At 61.9% G+C, this 16,658-nt stretch carries 18 protein-coding genes and 1 riboswitch; of the genes, 3 read left to right on the top strand and 15 right to left on the bottom strand.

The features are described from left to right. Positions 1 to 5: 5 nt before the first annotated feature. A complete protein-coding gene (locus tag ASE94_RS08810) occupies positions 6 to 581 on the bottom strand; it encodes a YqgE/AlgH family protein (protein ID WP_062630107.1) in 576 nt (191 codons plus the stop codon). Positions 582 to 690: 109 nt separating this feature from the next. On the opposite strand from ASE94_RS08810, the gene ASE94_RS08805 reads away from it, so the two are divergent. The 3 genes from ASE94_RS08805 to ASE94_RS08795 all read left to right on the top strand — a co-directional run bounded on the left by ASE94_RS08805 (position 691) and on the right by ASE94_RS08795 (position 2,688). Further along, entirely contained in the window at positions 691 to 1,509 is an 819-nt protein-coding gene (locus ASE94_RS08805; RefSeq protein ID WP_061907815.1) for a protein-disulfide reductase DsbD domain-containing protein, read from the top strand. Positions 1,510 to 1,595: 86 nt separating this feature from the next. Beyond that, on the top strand, positions 1,596 to 2,090 hold the full coding sequence (locus tag ASE94_RS08800; RefSeq protein ID WP_061907816.1) for a peroxiredoxin: 495 nt from the start codon (positions 1,596 to 1,598) through the stop codon (positions 2,088 to 2,090). 19 nt (positions 2,091 to 2,109) lie between these two features. Further along, complete coding sequence (locus ASE94_RS08795) at positions 2,110 to 2,688, top strand: hypothetical protein (protein ID WP_062630106.1); 579 nt, start codon at positions 2,110 to 2,112, stop codon at positions 2,686 to 2,688. A gap of 49 nt (positions 2,689 to 2,737) precedes the next feature. Here the strand turns inward: ASE94_RS08795 and gcvPB are convergent, their stop codons facing one another. The 14 genes from gcvPB to ASE94_RS08725 all read right to left on the bottom strand — a co-directional run bounded on the left by gcvPB (position 2,738) and on the right by ASE94_RS08725 (position 16,464). Next, on the bottom strand, positions 2,738 to 4,285 hold the full coding sequence (gene gcvPB, locus ASE94_RS08790; protein WP_062630105.1) for an aminomethyl-transferring glycine dehydrogenase subunit GcvPB: 1,548 nt from the start codon (positions 4,283 to 4,285) through the stop codon (positions 2,738 to 2,740). Next, positions 4,282 to 5,637: an aminomethyl-transferring glycine dehydrogenase subunit GcvPA gene (gene gcvPA, locus ASE94_RS08785; protein ID WP_062630104.1), complete on the bottom strand. Its 1,356-nt coding sequence runs from the start codon at positions 5,635 to 5,637 to the stop codon at positions 4,282 to 4,284. The genes gcvPB and gcvPA overlap by 4 nt, the downstream gene beginning before the upstream one ends. A 2-nt stretch (positions 5,638 to 5,639) precedes the next feature. Further along, complete coding sequence (gcvH, locus tag ASE94_RS08780; protein ID WP_062630103.1) at positions 5,640 to 6,005, bottom strand: glycine cleavage system protein GcvH; 366 nt, start codon at positions 6,003 to 6,005, stop codon at positions 5,640 to 5,642. Positions 6,006 to 6,014: 9 nt separating this feature from the next. Then, positions 6,015 to 7,172 (bottom strand): glycine cleavage system aminomethyltransferase GcvT, encoded by a 1,158-nt coding sequence (gcvT, locus tag ASE94_RS08775; protein ID WP_062630102.1) that lies wholly within the window; start codon positions 7,170 to 7,172, stop codon positions 6,015 to 6,017. 146 nt (positions 7,173 to 7,318) lie between these two features. Next, a riboswitch (glycine riboswitch) is annotated at positions 7,319 to 7,409 on the bottom strand. A 428-nt stretch (positions 7,410 to 7,837) separates the two neighbouring features. Further along, positions 7,838 to 8,326 carry an ATP F0F1 synthase subunit B gene (locus ASE94_RS08770; protein WP_200913630.1) on the bottom strand — a complete coding sequence of 163 codons (489 nt, stop codon included), beginning with the start codon at positions 8,324 to 8,326 and terminating at the stop codon, positions 7,838 to 7,840. Between the two features lie 5 nt (positions 8,327 to 8,331). Next, positions 8,332 to 8,970 carry a hypothetical protein gene (locus ASE94_RS08765; protein WP_082461110.1) on the bottom strand — a complete coding sequence of 213 codons (639 nt, stop codon included), beginning with the start codon at positions 8,968 to 8,970 and terminating at the stop codon, positions 8,332 to 8,334. Between the two features lie 101 nt (positions 8,971 to 9,071). Continuing rightward, positions 9,072 to 9,299 carry a F0F1 ATP synthase subunit C gene (locus ASE94_RS08760; protein WP_046103481.1) on the bottom strand — a complete coding sequence of 76 codons (228 nt, stop codon included), beginning with the start codon at positions 9,297 to 9,299 and terminating at the stop codon, positions 9,072 to 9,074. Between the two features lie 65 nt (positions 9,300 to 9,364). Further along, positions 9,365 to 10,135, bottom strand: coding sequence for a F0F1 ATP synthase subunit A (locus ASE94_RS08755; protein WP_061907823.1), 771 nt, complete (start codon positions 10,133 to 10,135; stop codon positions 9,365 to 9,367). Between the two features lie 18 nt (positions 10,136 to 10,153). After that, positions 10,154 to 10,537, bottom strand: coding sequence for an AtpZ/AtpI family protein (locus ASE94_RS08750; RefSeq protein WP_062630100.1), 384 nt, complete (start codon positions 10,535 to 10,537; stop codon positions 10,154 to 10,156). A gap of 315 nt (positions 10,538 to 10,852) precedes the next feature. Then, complete coding sequence (locus ASE94_RS08745) at positions 10,853 to 11,182, bottom strand: hypothetical protein (RefSeq protein WP_062630099.1); 330 nt, start codon at positions 11,180 to 11,182, stop codon at positions 10,853 to 10,855. Beyond that, positions 11,182 to 11,445, bottom strand: a complete 264-nt coding sequence (locus ASE94_RS08740) for a ribbon-helix-helix domain-containing protein (protein ID WP_062630098.1) — start codon at positions 11,443 to 11,445, stop codon at positions 11,182 to 11,184. The genes ASE94_RS08745 and ASE94_RS08740 overlap by 1 nt, the downstream gene beginning before the upstream one ends. Before the next feature lie 52 nt (positions 11,446 to 11,497). Then, positions 11,498 to 14,959, bottom strand: a complete 3,462-nt coding sequence (locus ASE94_RS08735; RefSeq protein WP_062630097.1) for an AAA family ATPase — start codon at positions 14,957 to 14,959, stop codon at positions 11,498 to 11,500. 56 nt (positions 14,960 to 15,015) lie between these two features. Then, the gene (locus ASE94_RS08730; RefSeq protein WP_062630096.1) at positions 15,016 to 15,855 is read right to left on the bottom strand and encodes a thioredoxin domain-containing protein; all 840 of its coding nucleotides are present in this window, start codon (positions 15,853 to 15,855) and stop codon (positions 15,016 to 15,018) included. 90 nt (positions 15,856 to 15,945) lie between these two features. Next, a complete protein-coding gene (locus ASE94_RS08725) occupies positions 15,946 to 16,464 on the bottom strand; it encodes a DciA family protein (protein WP_062630095.1) in 519 nt (172 codons plus the stop codon). Positions 16,465 to 16,658 lie beyond the last annotated feature (194 nt).

The raw sequence follows: 16,658 nt of genomic DNA, 5'->3' as shown, positions 1-16,658 counted from the left end.
TTGGCTTAGGCGTGGCCTGCGTCGCTACTCAGCGTTGCCCGCGTGATGTGGAGGCTTTCCAGCGCCTTCTCATAGCGTTTTTCAACTGGCGTGCTGAACACCAGCTCCGGCGTGAACGGCACAGTCAGCCAACCGTTCTCGGCGATTTCCCGTTCGAGTTGTCCGGGGCTCCAGCCGCAGCAGCCAAGCGCAAAAAATGAGGCTTTCGGTGCCGGGCCGAAAGCCATGGCGCGGAGCACATCTAGGGTGGCGGTAAGGCCAATATCTTCGGTGACCTTATAGGTATTGCCGCTGTGATAATCGGCCGAATGCAGAACGAAGCCACGTCCCTTCTCGACCGGCCCGCCGCGCATGACCGTGCGGTCACGGATCGTGTCCGGCAGGCGAATGACGGCATCGGGATCGCCCAGATCGAGTTCGTCGAGAATGTCGGCAAACCTCAGATTGGCCAATTTCTGATTGACCACCAGACCCATCGCGCCTTCTTCTCCATGACCCACAAGCAGGATCACGCTTTCGGCGAAGCGCTCGTCTTCCATGCCCGGCATGGCGACCAGGAATTGTCCTTCAAGATAAGTCATCAACCAAGTCTATGCGCTGGGCGGGGTGAAGCCAAGTCTCGTGCCTCTTCACGAAGGCCTGAAGGCGCGTCAGCTATTCCTTCACCATCTCCTGCGTTAATGCCGAGCCATGCGATCAATTGCTCTTGCCGCCGCCTTTTTGCCCGCTCTCGTTGCCCCGGTTTTTGCCGGCGAAACGCCGTGGCAAGAGGTAACGCCGGGCGTAAAGTTGCGGCTTGTCAGCACCGGCGTCGTTAAGCCCGACGGCACGACCCTGTTCGGCCTCGAAATCGACATGCCGGAAAACACCAAAACCTATTGGCGCGTGCCGGGCGAAACGGGTTTTCCGACCGAGCTCGATTTTTCCGCGTCTCGCGGTGTCAGCGCGGGCAAGATTCTCTGGCCGCACCCGATCGTCGATCTCAGCTCCGGCTATCTCGACTTTGCCTATTTTGGGCCAACCCTGTTGCCCATCGAACTGACCGTGGCCGACAAGACAGCCGAAGTGGATATTTCGGCGCTGCTTGGCATTTGCTCCGATATATGCATTCCGGCGCAAGCGAGTTTCAGCCTCCCTGCAGCGGATGCGGCGCCTGATCGGCCCAATGGCCTCCGCATCAAGCAGGCAGTGGCCGAAGCGCCCATTCCGTGGAACGACGGCCCGGCACCAATCGGCAAAGTCGAATTTATCAAAGACGAACAGACCCTGGCGGTGTCTCTCGCAACGGACGATATCGACCCCGGCTCAATCATCGTTGCGACCGATAGTGGCGAGCCGCTGTTCGGCATGCCGCAAAAAAGCCCGCAAGCGAACCTAGTGCTGCTTCCCATTCTGGCGAAAACCGAGAATATTGACCTGACCGGCCAAGACGTTCAGTTGTCATTCATGACCGGTATGGGAGCATTCGAGCTTCGCCGGACAGTCGGGGCAGAGCCGGCGAACGAGTAGTCCCGGAGACGAGCGGCCAAGCCGCCAGCGGGATGGTTTTGGAGTAAGGCGATCGAATTCGCCTGGGGCATGGGGCAAATCCTCGCATGATTGAACGTGGCAATGCGATTCCGGCTGTTGGGATCAAGCTCGTAACGGCTTCCGGCACGCACGACACCACCAGTGACGTGGTCCTTGGCTCGGGGACCGTGGTCTTCTTCGCGGTGCCCGGGGCGTTTACACCCACCTGCCACGTCAACCATTTGCCAGGCTTCCTTGCCAATACAGAAAAGTTCCGGGCGCACGGCGTCGAGCGCATCGTCTGCGCCTCCGTCAACGACGCTCATGTGATGAAGGCATGGGCCGAAGCCAGCGATGCCCTCGGCAAGGTCGAGTTCATCGCCGATGGCAATGCCGATCTCGCCAAGGCGCTTGGCCTCGCCAAGGATTTCTCCGCCAATGGCATGGGCACGCGCTATGCGCGCTCGGCCATGATCGTGCGGGACGGCAAGGTGCTCGACATTTTTGTGGAGGACGCCCCCGGCGTCAACGCCAGCGGTGCGCCGGCCATCCTGATGGCGCTAGAAGCAGCCAATGCGTAATTTGAGGCAGGAAGTGACCATGACCAAGCCGACCGTTCTGCGACTTGTCGCCCTTGCCGGTCTCTCTGCGGCTCTCGCCGGGTGCTCCATGGGCAGCATGTTCGGCGGTGGGCCATCGACCAGCGCCAATCTCCAGAATGCGACGGCATCACCCCAAGCTGTGGCTCAGGCACAGACCAATGCGCTACCAGCGATCGCCACCGAATGTCCGCCGATCAAGGTGCGCGTTGGCGGCGAGGCCATGTTCTATTATGGCGGCGGCCGCACGGGCGATGCCAAATCGCTGCAATATCAGGGTGTGATCGACGAAGTGACGCGCAATTGTGTCGTCTCCAACGGCGTCATCACCGTCAATATGGGCGCTTCGGGCCGCGTGTTGCTCGGGCCTGCCGGCAGCCAGAGTTCGGTCAACGCCCCAATCCGTTTCGCCGTAGAGCGCGATGGCCAGGCAATCTTCTCGGAAAAATACACCATCCCCGTCGCGTTGACGCCGCCGGCCCAATCGGCGGAATTCGTCAAGGTCGTCGAAAACGTCGCTATCCCCTATCTCGGTGGGGAGAGCATCACGATCTGGGTCGGTTTCGATACGCGGGGCTGATTTCGCCGACTAAGGAAATGAAAATGGCGGCCTTTTGGGCCGCCATTTTCTATTCTGCCGCCTGCGGCAAATCCGCAGGTTTTTCCCATTTGAGCACGGGCTGACGCGCGGCCCGGGTTTCGTCCAATCGTCGCCGCGGCGCCTTGGCCGGAGCTGCGGTGAATCGGGCGGCGTTGCCGGCCTTGGCGTCTGTCGCCAGTTCCACCATCACGTCGCAGAAGCGGTCAAGCGTCTGCTTGCTCTCGCTTTCCGTGGGTTCGACCAGCATGGCGCCATGGACGACCAAGGGGAAATACATGGTCATCGGGTGGAAACCCTCGTCGATCATCGCCTTGGCGAAATCGAGCGTCGTGACACCGGTATCTCTCAGGAAGCTGTCGTCGAACAGCGCCTCGTGCATGGTCGGATAATCGGGGAAAGGCACCGAGAAGATGTGCTGCAAACGCGCCTTGATATAGTTGGCGTTGAGCACCGCATCCTGCGCGGCCTGGGCCAGACCATCGCCGCCATGGCTCAGCATATAGGTCAGGGCGCGGACATACATGCCCATCTGGCCGTGGAAGGCCGTTACGCGGCCCAGCGCATGCTCTCCAATATGTTCGACCAGCTCCAGCCCCTTTTCGCCCTTCCGCACGAAAGGAACCGGCGCGAAGGGCGCTAGAGCCTCGGAGAGAACCACTGGACCCGCACCCGGCCCGCCGCCGCCATGGGGCGTCGAGAAGGTCTTGTGGAGGTTGATGTGCATGGCGTCGATGCCGAGATCGCCTGGACGAACCACACCCATGATGGCGTTGAAATTGGCGCCATCGCAGTAAAAGAACGCGCCGGCATCGTGCACTGCCTTCGCAATCTCAATCACCTGTGGCTCGAAAAGGCCGCAGGTATTGGGATTGGTCAGCATGATCGCCGCGACTTCGGGCGAGAGCGCGGCTTTCACCGCTTCCACATCGACCGTGCCATCGGCCTTGGCGGGCACGGGCTTGACCGTGTAGCCGAGGAAAGCCGCAGTCGCCGGATTGGTGCCATGGGCGCTTTCAGGGACAAGGACGATGGTGCGGTGCGCCTGGCCGGCAGCTTCCTGAGCCGCCTTGATGGCCATCATGCCGAGCAGTTCACCATGGGCGCCGGCCTTGGGTGAGAGGGCTACGGCAGCCGTGTTGGTGAGGGTGAGAAGCCAGTGGCTGAGCTGGTTCATCAGCTCGAGCGCGCCTTGCACGGTCGAGACCGGCTGCAGCGGATGAATGTCCGAAAAGCCCGGCAGACGAGCCATTTTTTCGTTGAGGCGCGGATTGTGCTTCATCGTGCAGGAACCGAGCGGATACATGCCGCTGTCGATCGAATGGTTCATGCGGGAGAGGCGCACATAGTGGCGCATGGCTTCGGGCTCGGTGAGCCCGGCGAGATCGAGCTTGGTCTTGCGCTCGAAACCGCCAAGATAGCTGCCGTCGATTTTGACTTCGGGGAGGTCGACACCGGAATGCTCGGTGTCACCGATTTCGAACAGCAGTGGTTCATCGGGGATGAGCGCCGAGCCTGACGCGGCGGTGCTGCCACTGGTGCCGATGCCGGTTGGGCGGCCTTGGGTGTTCATGCTCATTGCGCGTCCTCCTCAATGGCGGCGTGGAGGCACTCGGCCAGCATTTCGATATCGGCGTGGGTGGTCAGTTCCGTCGCGGCCAAGACGATCAAGTTCTCGACATCCGGATAGCCCGGTTCGAGCCGGCTGACCGGCACACCGGCCAAAACTCCAGCTTGCGCCAGCATTTCGACGACTGGAGCAGCCGGAACAGGCAGTCGGATCGTCATCTCGTTAAAGAAGCTCTTGTTCAGCAATTCCACGCCTGGAAGCGTGCCCAGCATGCGGGCGAGCTTGACCGCGTTGTGGTGGTTGAGGCGAGCCAGGCGGGTGAAGCCGGCTTCGCCGAGGAGCGACATGTGGATGGAGAAGGCGAGGGCGCAAAGGCCGGAATTGGTGCAGATATTGCTCGTCGCCTTCTCTCGGCGAATATGCTGTTCGCGGGTTGAGAGCGTCAGCACGAAGCCGCGATTTCCATCGGCATCAACGGTTTCGCCGCAGAGGCGACCGGGCATCTGGCGGATGAATTCCTTGCGGGTCGCCATGAGGCCGAGATAGGGGCCGCCAAAGTTGAGGGCGTTGCCGATCGACTGGCCCTCGCAGACGACGATGTCGGCGCCGAGTGCGCCCGGGGCTTCGAGGAGGCCGAGAGATACGACCTCGGTAATCACGACGATCAGCAGCGCGCCTTGGGCGTGGGCGGCATCGGCGGCGGCTTTGAGGTCGCGGAGATGGCCATAGAAATCAGGGGTTTGGACGACGATGGCAGCAGTGTTGCCGTCGATCTGGCTCACGATATCTCCCTGGCCCTCCGGGGAAGGCGAGAGGCAGACGAGATCGGAATCGTCCTTGAGATAGGCTTTGACGACGTCGCGATAGTGCGGGTGGAGGCCGCCGGAGAGAAGCACTTTGTTCTTTTTCGTCAGGCGCTTAGCCATGAGCACCGCTTCGGCGGTGCCGGTGGAGCCGTCATAGAGCGAAGCGTTGGCGACGTCCATGCCGGTGATCTTGGCGACCTGGGTCTGGAATTCGAACAGCATCTGCAGGGTGCCCTGCGAGATTTCTGGCTGGTAGGGCGTGTAGGCCGTAAGCCATTCGGAACGCTGGATTAAATGATCGACCGTTGCCGGCACGTGGTGGCGATAGGCACCGGCGCCGACGAAGAATGGACCATCGCCAGCGGCGTGGTTCTTGGCCGCGAGCGCGCGCATATGGGCTTCGACGAGGAATTCCGGGCTATGCGCGGGCAAGCCAAGATCGAAGCTTTTGAGGGCGGATTTGGGGACGGCGGAGAACAGCGCGTCGATATCGGCGGCGCCGATGACGCCGAGCATTTCGGCGCGCTCGGTTTCAGAATGGGGAAGGTAGCGCATGATCAGAGGGTCAATTCCGCATAGCCGTCGGCATCGAGGAGGGTGTCGATTTCGCTGGCATCGGCGATTTCGATCTTGAACATCCAGCCCGCATTTTCGGGGTCTGTGTTCACCAAACCGGGCTCTTTTGTTAGCATTCCGTTAACTTCGACGATCGTTCCGGTTACTGGCGCGTAGATCTCGGAGGCGGCCTTTACGGATTCGACAACGGCGGCTTCCTCACCCTTCTTGAGCACCTTGCCGACGGCGGGGAGTTCGACGAAGACGATGTCGCCGAGTTGCTCCTGCGCATAGGGCGTGATGCCGACAATGCCGGTCGAACCCTCGACGCGGATATATTCGTGGTCGGGTGTGAACTTGGTGGTCATGAGCGGGCCTCAGATGGCTTTGCGGAAATAGCGGTGGGGAACGAAAGGGGTCTGGACGACTTCGGCCGGCTGCGCGCGGCCGCGGACGGAGACCTGAAGTTTGGTGCCGGGTGTCGTAAGGGCAGGGGGCACGAAGCCGAGGGCGATGGCCTTGCCCAGCGACGGCGCAAAACCGCCGCTGGTGACCACGCCGACGACGGCGCCAGACGCATCGAGGATTTCGGCGCCTTCGCGGGCGGGGGCGCCCTCGACAAGGAGTCCGACGCGCTTGCGGGTGAGTTGGCCATCGCGTTCGGCGAGAATGCGCTCGGCGCCGGGGAAGTCGGCGGCCTCGCGACGGCGCTTGGAGACGGCAAAGCCGAGATCGGCCTCGATGGGGGAAATGGTTTCGTCGAGGTCGTGGCCATAGAGCGGCAGGCCGGCTTCGAGGCGGAGGCTATCGCGGGCGCCTAGGCCTATGGGCTTTACGCGCGGATCGGCAAGGAGCGCGTCCCAGAGGGCGGAAGCCGAGGTGGCCGGAGCCAGGATTTCAAAACCATCTTCGCCTGTATAGCCGCAGCGCGAAATGGTGACCGAAACACCGTTCCAGTCAAAGTCGCCGAACTGCATGAACCCCAGATCGGTCGCCTCGGGCAGGAGCGCGGCCATCACGTTGACGGCCTCGGGGCCTTGGAGGGCTAGGAGGGCGCGATCGTCGGCTCGGTGTAGCATAGCCTTGTCACCAACTGTCTTGGCGATCAGGTCAAAATCACCGTCTTTGGTGCCGGCATTGACGATCACGTAGAGCGTGCCGCCTTGGGCAGCGCGACCGATCATCAGATCGTCCACCGTGCCACCCTTGTCGTTGAGAAGAAGCGTGTAGCGCAATTGGCCTTGCTTGAGGCCAGCGATGTCGCCACAGACCAAGGGCTCGATCAGCGCAGAGATTGCAGCGTGGTCTGCGGCGGTGTCGCCCGTTGGTGCGCTGAGGGTCAGAAAGCTTGGGCCCATATGGCTGACGTCGAAGAGGCCGGCGTGGTCGCGGGTCCACTTGTGCTCGGTCATGATGCCGGTGGGATATTGCACGGGAAGGGCATATCCGCCGAAAGGCACGATGCGGCCGCCGGCACTGACATGGCGCTCATAGAGAGGGGTCTGCTTGAGGTCTTCGGTCGAAAGTTCGGCCATGGGTCTCTCGGGTTCAAAGGCGACACGACTATGCTCTGCCGAAATGGCGGAGTGCGTGCCCCCTCTGTCCTTGCCCTGAGAGATTTCCCGGCTGAGCGCCGGTTGCTCCTTCGGAGAGGCCGTGAGGGCCTGCTTTCCAGAGTTTTGACCAGACTGCGGTCCGGTTGCCTGAGAGTTTCCGGGGCGGTTGCTCCTTCGGCGCTGGCATTTTCAGCCAGTCTCTCCCGCAGTCGTAGGCACCATGAGGGAGATTTGTGGTGGCGTCAACGGCAGGCGTGGGGATGTGCACGGGAGGCGTGGGCATGGTGAGGAGACAGTCTAGGCGCCTTCAGCTGTCAGGGCGCTTTTTCGTCGGTCGTCACGACCGGGCTTGTCCCGGTGGTCCATGCGGAGGCGAGATGGATTGCCGGGACAAGCCCGGCAATGACGGCGGTGGGTAGGAGGGGGGAAGGGCAGCAGTTAGGGACGGGCTGCGTTCTGCCGCCTGCTCCTCTGCGGAGGAGAGAATACCCCTCACCCTGGAATTTCTTCTGAACGAAGAAACTCCTGTCCCTCTCCCTCAAGGGGCGAGGGTAAGGCTGGTTGGTGTGGCGCCAAATGCGACAAACAAACAAAAAAGGCGGACCCGAGGGCCCGCCTTCAAAAATCCAAAAAAACCAAAAAAATCAGTTCAGGCGGCCGGCGACGTCGGCGATGGCTTTGTCGACGATCTGGCTGCCTTTGGCGTTCATTTCGTCGGTGAGGACAACGCGGGCAGCTTCGACGGCGAGGTCGGCGGAGCGGGCGCGGACGTCGGCGATGGCCTGGGCTTCGGCCTGGGCGATCTTGTCTTCCACGGCCTTGGTGCGGCGGGCGACGAGGTCGGTCAGCGCGGTCTGGGCCTCGGCGGTCATGCGTGCCGCTTCTTCCTGGGCCGCGGCGATGATGCCTTGGGCTTCGCTTTCGGCAGCGACGCGCTTGCGCTCATACTCGGCGAGGAGAGCAGCGGCTTCTTCGCGAAGGCGCTTGGCTTCGCTCAGGTCCGTTTCGATCTTCTTGATCTGCTTGTCGAGCATGCCGCCGATGATGCGGGGGACGCCGACATAGATCAGCACGCCGATGAAGATGACGAGGCCGACAAGCGCGAAAAAGCTGTTATCCATCCAAGTGGGCATGGCGATTATCCCTTCACCTTGGCAACGGCAGCGCGGACGCTGTCGGCGGAAACGTCACCCACGAACTGACCGACGACGGCCTGGGCCGTTTCGGCAGCGATCTCGTCGACATGGGCGAGAGCGGCGTTCTTGGTGGTCGTGATGCGGGCTTCGGCTTCGCTGACCTTGGTGGCGAGCGTGGCTTCAGCCGCGCTGCGCTTGGCAGCGAGATCAGCCTGCATGGCATCGCGCGACTGTGTGGCGATGGCCTGAGCCTTGGACTTGGCTTCAGCGAGTGCCTTTTCATAGGAAGCGATGGCCGCGTCGGTCTTCTGACGGTCGGCATCGGCTGCCTGCAGATCGGCGTCGATGGTTGCCTGGCGCTTTTCGATGATGGAGCCGACCTTGGGCAGGGCGACCTTGCTCATCAACAGATAAAGCGCGGCAAAGGAAATTGCGAGCCAGAGCAACTGGCTGGGGAAAGTTGCCGGATCGAAGGGCGGGAAGACATCGGAATGCCCCTCGCCATGCGCTTCGGTCGTGGCATGGGTGTCAGCGGTCGGATCGTGCGCGTCCACGCCTTCGCCATGGGTGGCGTCGACAGCGTGGTCGAGGTTTTCCTCGGTCGGCGTTACCGCTTCTTGAGCGTAGGCTTGCGTTACCATCTGGTCGAGATCCCGTTAAATCCGGTCATCCAGCGCGGGCGCTGAATGCAACCGCAGCCGAACCCTTGTGTCCGGCTGCGATAAAATTCGTTGGTCGCGAATTAGGCGACGAACAGCAGGATCAGAGCAACCAGGAACGAGAAGATGCCCAGAGCTTCGGTCATGGCCATACCGAAAATCAGGTTACCGGTCTGGCTCGGAGCTGCGGATGGGTTGCGCAGGGCACCCGAGAGGAAGTTTGCGAAGATATTCGACACGCCGAGGGCGGCACCAGCCATACCCAGGGTTGCGATACCAGCGCCGATCATCTTTGCGGCTTCAACATCCATTTGTTTGTCCTTTCGAGGGTCAAAGTATTACCGGCGAAAAGCCGCCGTTTGAGGGACTCAACGTCTTAGTGTGATGGGTGGACCGCGTCGTTGAGGTACATCGACGTCAGCACTGCAAACACATAGGCCTGCACCACTGCGACGAGCAGTTCTAGCGCCGTGATTGCCACCGTCATGATGAGCGGGAGCAGAGCGCCGAGCCAACCAAGAGCGCCGAGGGCACCAAGGCTGACCACGAAACCAGAGAACACCTTGAGGGTGATGTGACCGGCAAGGATATTGCCGAACAGACGAACCGAAAGGCTGATCGGGCGCGACAGGAACGAAATGATTTCGATCGGCACCACGATAGGCAGCACATAGCCCGGAACGCCTGCCGGAACGAAAAGCTTGAGGAATTTCGGACCGTGGCGGAAGAAGCCGTAGAGGATCACCACCGAAATCACGAGCAGTGCGAGCGCTGCGGTGACGATGATGTGGCTCGTGACGGTGAAGAAATAGGGGAACATCCCTAGAAGGTTCGCCACCAGCACGAAGCCGAAAAGCGAGAACACGAACGGGAAGAACTTCATGCCTTCAGTGCCCGCCGAGCTTCGCAGCATATTGGCCACGAAACTATAGGCCAATTCGCCAGCGAGCTGGAAACGGCCCGGCACCATGCTGGCCTTGGAGGCCGACATCGCCATGAACGCGGTCAGGACAGCGACGGTCACGACCATGAACAGGGATGAATTGGTGAAGGAAAGATTAAGGGCGTTACCCGCAGCCTCGTCCCCGATATGAATCGGGAAAAGGTCATAGATGACAAACTGGTGGATCGGGTCAGTACCGGCCATGGAGCCCTCTAAGCGTCATCAACTATCGGTCCGCTTCTCGTCTTCCGCGCCCGATGAAGGCGGGGGAGGCGATGCGGCATTCAGGTCCGTCACCACGCGGATGACGTTTCGGATTCCAGCGGCGAAGCCCACCATGAACAGGATGAGCAAACCCCAAGGGCTGGTCCCCAGGCCAAGATCGATGAGATACCCGACAAAGGTCCCCACCAGAATGGCAGCTATGAATTCGGTGGCGATGCGCATGCCGCGCGCCATTCCGCTCATATCGCCCGAGACACCACCCGAGGCTCTAGCGTCCTTGAGTACCTGTTCCCGCTTGGCAGAAGCAATGCGCGATGCAAGATCACGCGTCACTTCGCTGTCTTTTTCCGGCTGGCCCTGGATATTGGGCGGCTTTGCCATCCCGTTCCTCCCTGGCCCGCCTGTTCCGGAATTTCCGGTGCCTTTTCAGGTCGGGCGCAACATAGTGGTGGCCCCAAAAGGTGTCAAGGCAAGTGACGAAGATGTAAGTTCTTGATTTTGCGTTATGTTTTCGCGAAATCCACGGGTGCGGCATGCTGTCCACAGGTCAATTGTGGTAAAGCCGTGGCTCAAGGAGAGATTCCCGGGAGGGGCTGGGTTGCAAAGCGGGCAACTTGTGCGGCCATGTCGGTGGTGGCAGGCGGTAGGTAGACCACGCAATCATGGCGTTCCACCGCGGGCCGATCGCGCGATGGTCTAACTGTCCGGATCGTCTTTTTCGTAATCGAAGTCGTCGTCGTATTTCAACGAGGGTGTAGCAATCGAGTGCGTCACGCGCTGTAGCCAGACCGAGCCGTCAATCACATCATAATCGAAGCACCAGCCATCGACTATGATGCGCTGCGCGCCGCGGATCGGGAGGCTGCTCGGCCGCACTCGACCTGCAGATGGCTGACTTGCGAGAAGCTGCCTAGCGCGCTCGATAATCGAGCGAAAGGTTAGGATGCCGGAGATCGTCTTACCCTTGAGGTAATCGATCTCACGCTGAATATCGCGCTTGGCTTCTTTCGAAACCTTCACGCGCATTAGGCCGCTTTGCCCTTGCGAATAATCTCGTCCAGTTCGGCGATGACATCTTCCAGGTCTTCGCCACCGCCCTCGGCCGCTTCTTCACGGCCGCGCAGCACCGAAAGGCAGATACCGCCCTCTGCCTCTTGTGCGAGGTAATATTTGAGCGCGCGCACGATGACCCAGCTTCGCGTTCGCTCAGAGCCGGCGGCGATTCTCTCGACGTCTCGCAGGATGTCTTGCGGGAGACGCAAGGTAACGGGATCGGAAAGCTCAGCCATCACGGTTCTCCTTTGTATTACAAGTAATACGGGCATGCCCGCGCGGCAATGGCTAGGCTTGCTCGACTTCTCGGAAACTTTCCGCCGTCTGCAAATCGACCGAGACCAACTGGCTAACGCCGCGTTCGGCCATGGTGACGCCGAAGAGGCGGTCGACGCGGCTCATGGTGATGGGATTGTGGGTGATGACCATGAAGCGGGTATTGGTGCGCTGGCGCATGCTCTCGAGGAGATTGCAGAAGCGCTCGACATTGGCGTCGTCGAGGGGCGCGTCGACTTCGTCGAGGACGCAGATCGGCGCGGGATTGGTGAGAAAGACCGCAAAGATTAGGCTCATGGCGGTCAGGGCCTGTTCGCCGCCGGATAGGAGTGTCATGGTCTGCGGCTTCTTGCCGGGCGGACGGGCGATGATTTCGAGACCGGCTTCGAGCGGGTCGTCGCTTTCAACAAAGGTGAGCTCGGCCGTGCCGCCGCCGAAGAGCGTGGTGAAGAGTTCCTGGAAGAAAGCGTTCACTTTTTCAAAGGCCTCGGAGAGGCGGGCGCGGCCTTCGCGGTTGAGGGCGGAAATGCCGCTGCGGAGTTTGGCGATGGCTTCGATCAGGTCGTCGCGATCGGCGACCATGGTGTCGCGCTTTTCCTGGACCTCGGCGGCTTCCTTTTCGGCGGAAAGATTGACGCCGCCGAGGCGTTCGCGCTCGGATTTGAGGCGTTCGAGCTTTTGCTCGATGCTTGATTCCGGCGGGAGCGCTTCTTCGGGGCGGATGCCGGAGGCTTCGAGGGTTTTGCTGGCGGGGATGCCGAGGGTTTCTTCGATCTGGCGCTCGATCTGCTGGCGCTGAGCCATGGTGCCCTTGAGGCGCTCTTCGATGCGGGTCAGCTCGATCCGGACTTCGGAAAGGGCATCGGCGGCGGTGCGGAGGCTCTTTTCGTGGTCGCGCCAAGCCGTTTGCGCCTTTGAGAAACGGTCGCTGGCTTCCTGATAGTCGAGGGTGGCGTCGCTGATCTGGTCTTCGAGCTGTGCCTGGCGATTGGCGAAGCCATCGGGGGCGGTGTCGAGTTCGGCGATCTGGGTATTGATGGCGGCGACGCGCTGGTCAAGTGTCGCCAATTGGGCGGACGTTGCTTCATGGCGGCGGCGCCAGGCGGCGCTGTCGCGGGCGATCTGGTCGAGCCGGGCGCGGCGCATACGGGCGGCGTTTTCGAACGAGCCAAGGCGGAGACGGGCTTCGTCGGATTTTTCGCGAAGGCGGGCGAGGTGCGCCTGCGCGGCGCCGAGCTGGGCGCTGTTGTCGTCTTCGTCGCCGAGGTCTTCGAGTGCGATTTCGGCCTCTTCGCGGATCGCAACGGCTTCATCGAGACTGACGCGGAGGCGGGCTTCGGCTTCCTCTAAGGCTGAATGACGGGTGGCGATTTCCCCCTGGGCTTTGAGGGCCGTATCGAGTTCGGTCTGGGCCACGCCGATGCCATGCTGGGCTTTACGCCAGTCTTCGCGGCGGAGGCGCTCTTCCTGGCGGGCGAGGTCGAGTTTTTGCGTTTGCGCGTCGATGTCCCGGCGATAGGCGTTGCGCTCGGCCTTGGCGCGGAGGATTTCCTCGTCGAGTTCGGCGAGACGATTGCGCTGGGCGAGGCGGAGGGCGGCAGCGGTCGGGGCATCGGCGGCGGCAACAAAGCCGTCCCAGCGCCACATGGCGCCGTTGAGCGTCACGAGGCGCTGGCCGGGCCAGAGGGCGGGCATAAGGCCTTCGCCATCGAATTCGCTGACGAGACCGATCTGGTCGAGGCGGCGCTTGAGGAGCGGCGTGCCAGTGACGTAGCGCGAGAGGGGTTCAGCGCCCTGGGGGAGGGGCGGATCGTCATAGCCTTCGATGGCAATGGACCAGTGAAGCGGCGCACCGGCATCGGAAGAGGCGTCGAGATCATCGCCTAGCGCGGCGCCTAGGGCGGTTTCGTAGCCGGGCTCGACCTTGAGTTCATCGACGATGGCCGGCCAGAGGCTGGAGCCGACATTGAGCATCTTGCCCAAGGTGGACGCTTCCGATTCGAGGCCGGCGAGGAAGGCGTCGAGTTCGGCAAGGCGCGGGCGCATGTCGTCGAGTTGCGCCTGGGCTATGGCGGCGTCTTCCTCGGCGGTAAGGGCGGCTTCTTCGGCGGCTTCGGTGATGGCTTGCGCTTCGGCGAGACCTTCGCGGGCGGTAATGACGCGATCGTCGCTGTTAAGGCTCAGGGCGAGCTCGGATTTCTCGGCTTCGACGGTGGATAGTTCGCGTTCGAGCCGTTCGAGGCGGATCTGGGCATCCTGCGCCGCGCGCAGGAATTGGGTGCGGCGGGCGCGGATTTGGGCGAGGGCGTCGGTGAGGCGGCGCACGTCGGCTTCGGCGGCAAGGGATGCGTCGCGGGCTTCGTCGGCGGCGAGGCGCGCGGTTTCGATTCCGGCCTCGGCTTCTTCTTCTTCGGCAAAAAGCTGAGCTTCTTCTTCGGCGAAGGCGGCAAGGCTTTCTTGGCTTTCTTCGACAAGGGCGCGTTCGCGGGTGCCGTCTTCGCCGATCTGGCGGAGGCGTTCTTCGAGTTCGGCGCGGCGCTGGCTCATGCGGCGCGCTTCATCGCTCAATTGCTCGTAGAGGATTTTGTAGCGCTGCAGGATGGCGCTGGTGACGGCTTCTTTTTCGCGTAGCGGCTGCAGAGCGGCTTCGGCTTCTTCGACGTTTTTCTGCGCCAAGCGCTCGGCATGGGTGGCGTCGGCGAGCTTGCGGATGAGCACGGCCTGGGCCGCTTCGCCGTCCTTTTCGGCAACGCGGGTGGCGACCCAGCGGATGTGAAACAGCGTGGCTTCGGCCCGGCGAATATCTCCCGAGAGGCCGCGATAGCGGATGGCGAGGCGCGCCTGGCGTTTTAAGGTTTCGAGTTGGGTCTCAATCTGGGCGATGACGTCGTCGACGCGCTCGAGATTGGCTTCGGCGGCCTTGAGGCGCAGTTCGGCTTCGTGACGGCGCGAGTGAAGGCCGGAAATGCCGGCGGCTTCTTCGAGAAGGGCGCGGCGGGCAGTGGGCTTGGCGGCAATAAGCTCGCCGATCTGGCCCTGGCGAACCATGGCGGGGGAGTGGGCACCGGTCGAGGCATCGGCAAACAGCAATTGCACGTCGCGGGCGCGCACTTCCTTGCCATTGACGCGATAGACCGAGCCCTGTTCGCGCTCGATGCGGCGGGTGACTTCGAGGACATCGGCAGTGTTGAGGGCGGCGGGGGCCGTGCGGTCGATATTGTCGAGGACGAGGGTGACTTCGGCACTGTTGCGGCCGGGCCGATTGCCGGAGCCGGAAAAGATGACGTCGTCCATGCCCGAGGCGCGCATGGCCTTGTATGAATTTTCGCCCATGACCCAGCGCATGGCTTCGACAAGGTTGGACTTGCCGCAGCCATTGGGGCCGACAATGCCGGTCAGCCCAGGTTCCATGACGAGCACTGTCTCGTCACAGAACGATTTGAAACCGTGGAGTTTGAGGCGGGTGAACATCATGGAGCCACCCCAATAGCATAATCCCCGCCACTAGGGGCGGGGATCTTGCAAAGGTCTTACTGAGCCGGGGTGACCGGCGTCATGGTATCGGCCGGGGCCATCGTATCGGTCGGGGTGACGGGCGTTGCCGGTGCCGGCGTGGTGGCCGCGGGAGCAGGCGTTGCCGGCGTCGTCGCATCGGTGGCCGGAGCAGCCGGGGTGGTTGCGGCCGGAGTTTCGGTGGTGGTGCCGGTGGTCGGCTGAAAATCGGCCGGGACCAGCGGGTCGATCTCGGCAGAAAGCTGTTCCAGCGTCTGGGCGCCCGACAGCGTCTTGCCATTGATATAGAAGGTCGGCGTGCCCTGGAGGCCGAAGTCATTCAGTGCCTGATCGCGCATGGCTTCCATGCCAGCGAACAGGTCCTGATTCGTCAGGGCAGCGTCAAAGGTCTCCTGGGTGAAACCAAGCTGAGTTGCGATGGTGAAGATCGCGTCGCGCGGCGTCTGCGACACGCCCCATTCGCCCTGGGTGCGGAAATAGGTGGCGAGGACGTTTTCGTAATTCGTCTCGCCGGCAGCTTCGGCCAGCATGAAAATGGCAGCGTCGAGCACGTTGCGCACGAATGGGCGAACGACAAACTTGACCTTGCCGGTGTCGATATAGGCAGCCTTGAAGGGCGCATAAGTGTTGTTGTGGAATTCAGCGCAGTGCGGGCAGGTCGGCGAAGCATATTCGTAGACGGTGACCGGGGCGTCGGCGGAGCCTTCGACCTTGTCGGCGATATTGCCAGCAGGAGCGGCAAGCTTAGCCGGATCGACCACATCGCCGTCCGCGGCTTGCGTTGCGCTGATGCCCGAAAGGCTGAGCGCCGAAGCGGCCGCACCAAGAATAAGGGTCTCACGGCGATTGAATTTCACGGCTTTAGGCTCCTGAACATTGTCTGCGCGACACTACACATGGCGTTGATGTCGGCAAGTGGGCACGATTATCACTTGGGGGTGAACGGACTATCCGTCCTTACGCTCCGATCGGCCGGCTAGAGCCAGGCCCAGATCACGCAAGGCGGCCTTTAAATCTTCATCGTCGATTTTTTCAACTGCGGCGCCCACCTTGGCGATCTCGTTCTGGCTTGGCTCACGGGTTTTTTGCCGCTTGGCGCCTGAACCAGGGGTGAATGGCTCGGCCGAGAGCCGCACTTCGTTGACGAGGAGATAGCCGAAATAGCGATTGACCGCCGTGGCGATCTCGGGCGCGGCATGCTGCACGAAGAGGGCTTGGCCGGGACCGAAGCGGAGATAGAGCACCGCGCCCTCATGGCCATGGCCGGCGCTGCGGGGCCAGACCAGTTTGTCCGGCATGGTCGTCTGATCATAGGGCGGGGGCGCGATGACCCGCCAATGGGTGATGATGTCGCGCGTGGCGAAACCACGCTTTTTCAGCACCGGATCGAGCGCGCCCGAAAGCACATCGGCCACGCTGAGCGTGCGATTGCGGCGTTTTGGTTCGGGCAGCTTTTCTTCGGCCATGGATGGGAAGTAGCGAGTGGGGCGGGTTGGGGCAAGGGGAGACCGCTGGGTATATGGTGCGTGGGGCTTCACCCCTTCCCAGCCTCGCCCTAGATGGGGAAAGACAAATCTGACCTACCACCGGACTTCCGTCGGGCTTGACCCGAGCAACTGTGTTGTTGGTTCAGGTTTTGAAGGGCGTTTGGTCTCTCAGA

The sequence above is a fragment of the Devosia sp. Leaf64 genome (assembly GCF_001421945.1).
In the GTDB taxonomy this organism is placed as follows: domain Bacteria; phylum Pseudomonadota; class Alphaproteobacteria; order Rhizobiales; family Devosiaceae; genus Devosia.
Note: the sequence above shows the minus strand (reverse complement) of the source record. Positions and strands in the feature narration are given on the sequence as shown.

Excerpts from the sequence above, each read along its gene's own strand:
- ASE94_RS08760 (WP_046103481.1), bottom strand. The coding sequence starts at position 9,299 with ATGGATGTTGAAGCCGCAAAGATGATCGGCGCTGGTATCGCAACCCTG.
- gcvPB (WP_062630105.1), bottom strand. The coding sequence starts at position 4,285 with ATGAGCATGAACACCCAAGGCCGCCCAACCGGCATCGGCACCAGTGGC.
- gcvT (WP_062630102.1), bottom strand. The coding sequence starts at position 7,172 with ATGGCCGAACTTTCGACCGAAGACCTCAAGCAGACCCCTCTCTATGAG.
- ASE94_RS08745 (WP_062630099.1), bottom strand. The coding sequence starts at position 11,182 with ATGCGCGTGAAGGTTTCGAAAGAAGCCAAGCGCGATATTCAGCGTGAG.
- ASE94_RS08765 (WP_082461110.1), bottom strand. The coding sequence starts at position 8,970 with ATGGTAACGCAAGCCTACGCTCAAGAAGCGGTAACGCCGACCGAGGAA.
- ASE94_RS08770 (WP_200913630.1), bottom strand. The coding sequence starts at position 8,326 with ATGCCCACTTGGATGGATAACAGCTTTTTCGCGCTTGTCGGCCTCGTC.
- ASE94_RS08810 (WP_062630107.1), bottom strand. The coding sequence starts at position 581 with ATGACTTATCTTGAAGGACAATTCCTGGTCGCCATGCCGGGCATGGAA.
- ASE94_RS08800 (WP_061907816.1), top strand. The coding sequence starts at position 1,596 with ATGATTGAACGTGGCAATGCGATTCCGGCTGTTGGGATCAAGCTCGTA.
- gcvPA (WP_062630104.1), bottom strand. The coding sequence starts at position 5,637 with ATGCGCTACCTTCCCCATTCTGAAACCGAGCGCGCCGAAATGCTCGGC.
- ASE94_RS08805 (WP_061907815.1), top strand. The coding sequence starts at position 691 with ATGCGATCAATTGCTCTTGCCGCCGCCTTTTTGCCCGCTCTCGTTGCC.
- gcvH (WP_062630103.1), bottom strand. The coding sequence starts at position 6,005 with ATGACCACCAAGTTCACACCCGACCACGAATATATCCGCGTCGAGGGT.
- ASE94_RS08725 (WP_062630095.1), bottom strand. The coding sequence starts at position 16,464 with ATGGCCGAAGAAAAGCTGCCCGAACCAAAACGCCGCAATCGCACGCTC.
- ASE94_RS08740 (WP_062630098.1), bottom strand. The coding sequence starts at position 11,445 with ATGGCTGAGCTTTCCGATCCCGTTACCTTGCGTCTCCCGCAAGACATC.
- ASE94_RS08750 (WP_062630100.1), bottom strand. The coding sequence starts at position 10,537 with ATGGCAAAGCCGCCCAATATCCAGGGCCAGCCGGAAAAAGACAGCGAA.
- ASE94_RS08755 (WP_061907823.1), bottom strand. The coding sequence starts at position 10,135 with ATGGCCGGTACTGACCCGATCCACCAGTTTGTCATCTATGACCTTTTC.
- ASE94_RS08735 (WP_062630097.1), bottom strand. The coding sequence starts at position 14,959 with ATGATGTTCACCCGCCTCAAACTCCACGGTTTCAAATCGTTCTGTGAC.
- ASE94_RS08795 (WP_062630106.1), top strand. The coding sequence starts at position 2,110 with ATGACCAAGCCGACCGTTCTGCGACTTGTCGCCCTTGCCGGTCTCTCT.